Source organism: Candidatus Bandiella numerosa, assembly GCF_021811875.1.
GTDB classification, from domain to species: Bacteria; Pseudomonadota; Alphaproteobacteria; order Rickettsiales; family Midichloriaceae; genus Aquirickettsia; species Aquirickettsia numerosa_A.
The window spans coordinates 1-5,213 of the sequence record NZ_JAJBJD010000071.1 but is presented as its reverse complement, the minus strand read 5'-3'; the positions used below and the strand labels follow the sequence as shown (position 1 = coordinate 5,213).

Genomic DNA, 5,213 nt, shown 5'->3' with positions numbered 1-5,213 from the left:
ACCAGTAAATAATATAATGTCAACTAATATTTAGCTTAGGCACTACTCAGCGACTTTAAAATTTTCTCCTCCTTTTTCCTCACCTACCTCTATACACTTCTCTCAAAGTGCATGAAGTCAGGAAAAAATTTAAATTTTCTATGAGAGGTATGAACAAAATTCTTAAAGTTGCAAGAACTATTGCAGATTTGGAACAATCAATTAACGTCAATCATTTTCATTTAGCAGAAGCGCTAAGCTATCGGGTCAAAAGTATTAAGTATGATTAAATTATACAAATTAATTTCTATAAATTTGCAATGCCCATACTTTGTAAATTAGGCAATTCGCTCAAATTGATAAATATATTATTTTTTTGTTTAAAATATACAATATCTCCTGTTTCTAATTCTATGCTTAGTTTAATTTTTATTCCAGAAGCATAATTGACTCTTTCTTTTAGATACTCCAGTTGTTCAACACTATTTATAGTAACTTTGGCGTTAACATTTGATCTCAAAATAGCTTGATCAACGCTTTCAACGCTTTCTGCGATAATTCGTACACCAGCATTATCTTTTCTTACTTCAGTTGAAAAATATAAACTATTACCCTCTACTAAAAATTCATTTGAATTGTAGAGTAATGTCTCATCAAAAATCGCTAAATCTATAATTCCCCTTAAATCTGAGATTTGTAAAAAGGCATATTTCCCTCTTGGAGTCGACCTAATTTTTTTTGAAATTAATATCCCAATCAATTTTATTTTTGATACTGAGGCTTCAATTTTATCTATATCAGTTGCTTCAGAAATATTTAATTTGTCAAAAAAGCACTTATATTTTTGGATTGGGTGGGTTGATATGTAATATCCAAAAGATTCGAATTCAGCGCTTAGCTTTTCTTTTTCGTTCAATTCTTCAAATTCTTCTAGCTTAGGCCTGAATTTAAAGTTACTAGATGTGTCAAAAAATAAATCAAGTTGATCTTCATTATAATTTTTGGATGTAGCGTGTTTTAGTAATATATCTATATTTAACAATAAAGAGTTTCTATTCATACCAAGACTGTCAAAGGCACCTGATTTAATTAAGTTCTCCAAAATTTTCTTATTTAAGCCAATATCTGATAATCTTTCAACAAAATCAAAAATATCTTTGTAATTTCCATTATTCTCTCTCTCTGCAACCATTAAATCAATAGCCTTTTTCCCAACGCCTTTAAGTCCAGCTAACCCAAATCTAATTTTATTATCCTCGATAGTAAATTTTGATTTTGAGGAATTAACATCAGGCAAGAGAATATCTATGTTGAATTTTTTTGCTTCAATTATAAAAACGTAAATTTTATCTGTATTATCGATTTCTAAATTAATTGAGGAAGTTATAAATTCCAAAGTGTAATTTGCTTTTAGGTATGCTGTCTGAAATGATATATAGGCGTATGCAGCTGCATGAGATTTATTGAAGCCATAGCTAGCAAATTTATTCACAAGATTAAATATTTCTTCGGCCTTTGTCTTATCAATATTATTATCTACACAACCCATAATAAATTTATTTCTTTGTGCCTCCATCTCTTCCTTGATCTTTTTCCCCATAGCGCGTCTTAACAAATCAGCTTCCCCTAAGGTATAGTTTGCTAAAATCTGGGCTATTTCCATTACTTGCTCTTGGTATACAATAATTCCATACGTTTCCTTCAGTACTGTCTTTAACAATGGATGAACATAATCAATTTCTTCCCTACCGTGCTTCCTATTTATATAACTTGGTATATTATCCATTGGACCAGGTCTGTATAGAGAGCCAAGTGCTATTAAATCACCAATGTTATCTGGTTCAATTTTTTTAATTGTCTCCCTCATACCAGAACTCTCAAATTGAAAAACTCCTATACAATGTCCTTGACATAACATTTCATAAGTTTTTTTATCATCTAGTGGAATTGCTTGTAAGTCTAAATTTTTACCATTTTCTTTCATTAAATTACAGGTCCAAGAAATTACTGTTAAAGTTTTTAGACCTAAGAAGTCAAATTTTACTAACCCAATTTTTTCAGCATATTTTAATGAATATTGTACCATGGGCATTGTTGCATGTGAATCCCTATAAAGTGCAACTATTTTAGTTAGCTCTTTATCTCCTATTACAATGCCGGCTGCATGTGTTGAAATATGCCTATTGACCCCTTCTAACTTTAAGCTAGTTGAAATAAGCTTTTCTATAGATGAATCACTCTTGCTTTGCAGCTTTAGTTCCTTATCCATATCAACTGCTTCTTTAAGTGTAATAGGGTTTGCAGGATTACTTGGAACCATTTTACAAATTTTATCAACTTGACCATATGGAATTTGCAAAACTCTTCCTACATCTCTTAAAACTGCTCTAGCTTGTAATTTTCCAAATGTCATAATATGAGCAACTTTATCTTCACCGAATTTTTTCTTTACGTAATTTATGACCTCATCCCTTCTTTCTTGGCAAAAATCTATATCAAAATCTGGCATAGATACACGATCTGGATTTAAAAATCTTTCAAAAAGAAGGCCGAATTTTATAGGATCAATATCACTAATTTGCAAGCTCCATGCTACTATGGAACCTGCGCCAGATCCTCTACCAGGACCTACTGGAATTTGTTGATTTTTACTCCATTGAATAAAATCTGCAACAATTAAAAAATACCCGCCGAATTCCATTTTATTTATTACAGAAAGCTCATAGTCTAATCTTTCAAAATATAGCTTTTGCTTTTCCGAATCATAGTTTTTACCATGTAATCTAGCTTTTAAGCCTTCTTTTGCTTGCTCAATTAATTCATTCGCTTCTTGTTTTTTTGTTGGATAAAATTTTGGTAATAGCGGTTTACTTTCACCCAGTAAAAATGTACATCTCTTTGCAATTAGTTCAGTATTACTTATTGCTTCAGGGATATCAGAAAATAGCTCTTGCATTTGACGCATACTCTTAAAATATCCATCAGAGCATGCCTTATTTCTTTCTTCTTCAACTAAATATCTACCTTCTGTTATGCAAATTAACGCATCTAGGGCATCTTGCATTGTTTGGTTAATATAATAAGTTGGATTTGTTGCGACAGTCGGTATACCTTTCTCTATTGCAACTTCTTTAATAAATTTATCAAACTCATAATCAAATTTATTTTCTAATCTAGTTAATTCTAAATAGATGTTTTCCTTAAAACTTCCTAAGAGAGTAGCTATAAATTGCCTTGCCTCTTCTTTTCTACCTAAATAGAATAACTTTTCTATTGGTGAACCATTGTTGCCACATAAAATTATTAGACCTTCGGAGTTATTAAGCAAATTATTCAATACGATATGGGGTTTATGTGGACTGTTCAAGTAACAATCACTTACCAATTTCATTAAATTTTCATATCCTAGTGTATTTTTTACTAGCAATAAAATATCTGCAAAAATTTCCTTTTCCGGAGTTCCAAAGTTAATAGTTACAACTGCTCCAATAATAGGTTGAATTCCTTTTTTTTGGCACTCTAAAGAAAATTCCAATGAGCCAAATAAGTTATTATAATCGGTGAGAGCGATAGCTGGTATGGATTTATCAATGCAATGTTGAGCTAAATCTGGCAATTTAATTACACTTTTTCCAATAGAATAGTCAGAAAATGTTCTTAAATTAATAAATAATGACATTTAAATTTTTTCACCATGTTTATAGTGGCTAGCATGACACAAAGCTATTGCAAGTGCATCAGCTTCGTCAGAAAATTTTACTGAAATATTAGGCAACCAATAACTTATCATTTTTATAATTTGTGATTTATCGGCATTTCCAGTGCCAGAAATGGTTTTTTTTACCTTTTTTGCTGCATATTCTACAAGAGGAATATTATTTTGAGAAATAGCAATAATTGAAGCGGCTTTTGCCTGAGCAAGCATAATAGAACTTTTGTTATTCACATTGACATACGTATCTTCAATAGCAGCATGCTTTGGGCTATAATTTTCTATAATTTTTAATAATTGGTTAAAAATATGATTTAATCTTTGAGAATATTCCATTTTTGGAACAGTCTTAATTACACCTGACGCAATATATGTGAATTTATCAGCATTAATATAATCAACAATACCCCAACCTGTAAAATTCAGTCCTGGATCAATTCCTAAAAATCTACCAATTATTTTTTCAAGCGTCATGCATTAATTAACGAATTTACAATTGCTACTGATGGACTGTACGTCATCTAAATTATCAAGAGCATCTAAGAGTTTTAAAACTTTTTCGTTGTTTTCTTCGTCTAATTCAACCATTATATCAGAAATCCACTTAATTTCTGATTCAAGTGGCTTGCCAAATTTTTGTTCTAGAGTTTCAATAGTCTCAGAGTATTTTTCGGTTTTGCATAGAACTTCGACAACTCCATCCTCATCTATACAATCATCTACTTCCAATTCTATTGCCAATTCAATTAGCTTATTTTTATCTATATCTTTTTCTTCATATACAATATAACCAACTTTCCTAAACATGTATCCAACGCTTCCCTGTTCGCCTAAAGCTCCCCCATGTTTGCTAAAAGTAGATCTAACATCGCTTGCAGTTCTATTTTTGTTATCTGTTAGAGTTTCCACAATAATTGCAACTCCACCAGGTCCGTAACCTTCATATCTAATTTCTTCATAGTTTATTCCATCAGTTGCAGAAGTTGCCTTTTTAATTGCATTATCAATTCTGTCTTTAGGTAAATTTGCTTGTTTGGCAGTAATAATTGCCGTGCGTAGTCTTGGATTGAAATTTGGATCGGGCATGCCTGTTTTAGCTGCTACTATAATTTCCTTAACCGCACGAGTAAATGCTTTAGCTTTTTTCTTATCTTGAGCACCTTTTCGATGCATTATGTTTTTAAATTTTGAATGTCCTGCCATGAATTTTTAGAAAATATAATGCTGATAAACTACAATTATTAAAGAATTTATTCAACAACATTATTATAATTGCATAATGATGAGACTGTATGAAAATTATGAATAAAGTTGATATTTTTTCTATATTTTAATTTATGTAGATGCTTTATACTATCATCATAATTAATTGTTAGTAATGGCTATACAACTTAACAAGGCCGTTGCATAAATGCAAAGCAAGGAAGATATGCAATAAATGGATTTAAAAAATTAGATTCATATAAAGAAGAACGATAAGTTTGGTATAAAAGCTGATAGAATAATAGGAATTCAAGAAAGT

Annotated in this window: 4 protein-coding genes; 1 reads left to right on the top strand and 3 read right to left on the bottom strand. The window is 30.7% G+C overall.

The genetic code is table 11. The features are described from left to right. Positions 1–107 precede the first annotated feature (107 nt). Positions 108–269 (top strand): magnesium chelatase subunit ChlI family protein, encoded by a 162-nt coding sequence (locus tag L8D11_RS03275; protein WP_336886381.1) that lies wholly within the window; start codon positions 108–110, stop codon positions 267–269. 17 nt (positions 270–286) lie between these two features. Here L8D11_RS03275 and dnaE read toward each other — a convergent pair whose 3' ends face one another. The 3 genes from dnaE to L8D11_RS03260 are packed head-to-tail and all read right to left on the bottom strand — an operon-like array spanning position 287 to position 4,894. Further along, positions 287–3,658 (bottom strand): DNA polymerase III subunit alpha, encoded by a 3,372-nt coding sequence (gene dnaE / locus L8D11_RS03270; protein WP_236870246.1) that lies wholly within the window; start codon positions 3,656–3,658, stop codon positions 287–289. Then, on the bottom strand, positions 3,659–4,165 hold the full coding sequence (gene ruvC, locus L8D11_RS03265) for a crossover junction endodeoxyribonuclease RuvC (RefSeq protein WP_236870245.1): 507 nt from the start codon (positions 4,163–4,165) through the stop codon (positions 3,659–3,661). Between the two features lie 3 nt (positions 4,166–4,168). After that, complete coding sequence (locus tag L8D11_RS03260; protein WP_236870244.1) at positions 4,169–4,894, bottom strand: YebC/PmpR family DNA-binding transcriptional regulator; 726 nt, start codon at positions 4,892–4,894, stop codon at positions 4,169–4,171. Positions 4,895–5,213 lie beyond the last annotated feature (319 nt).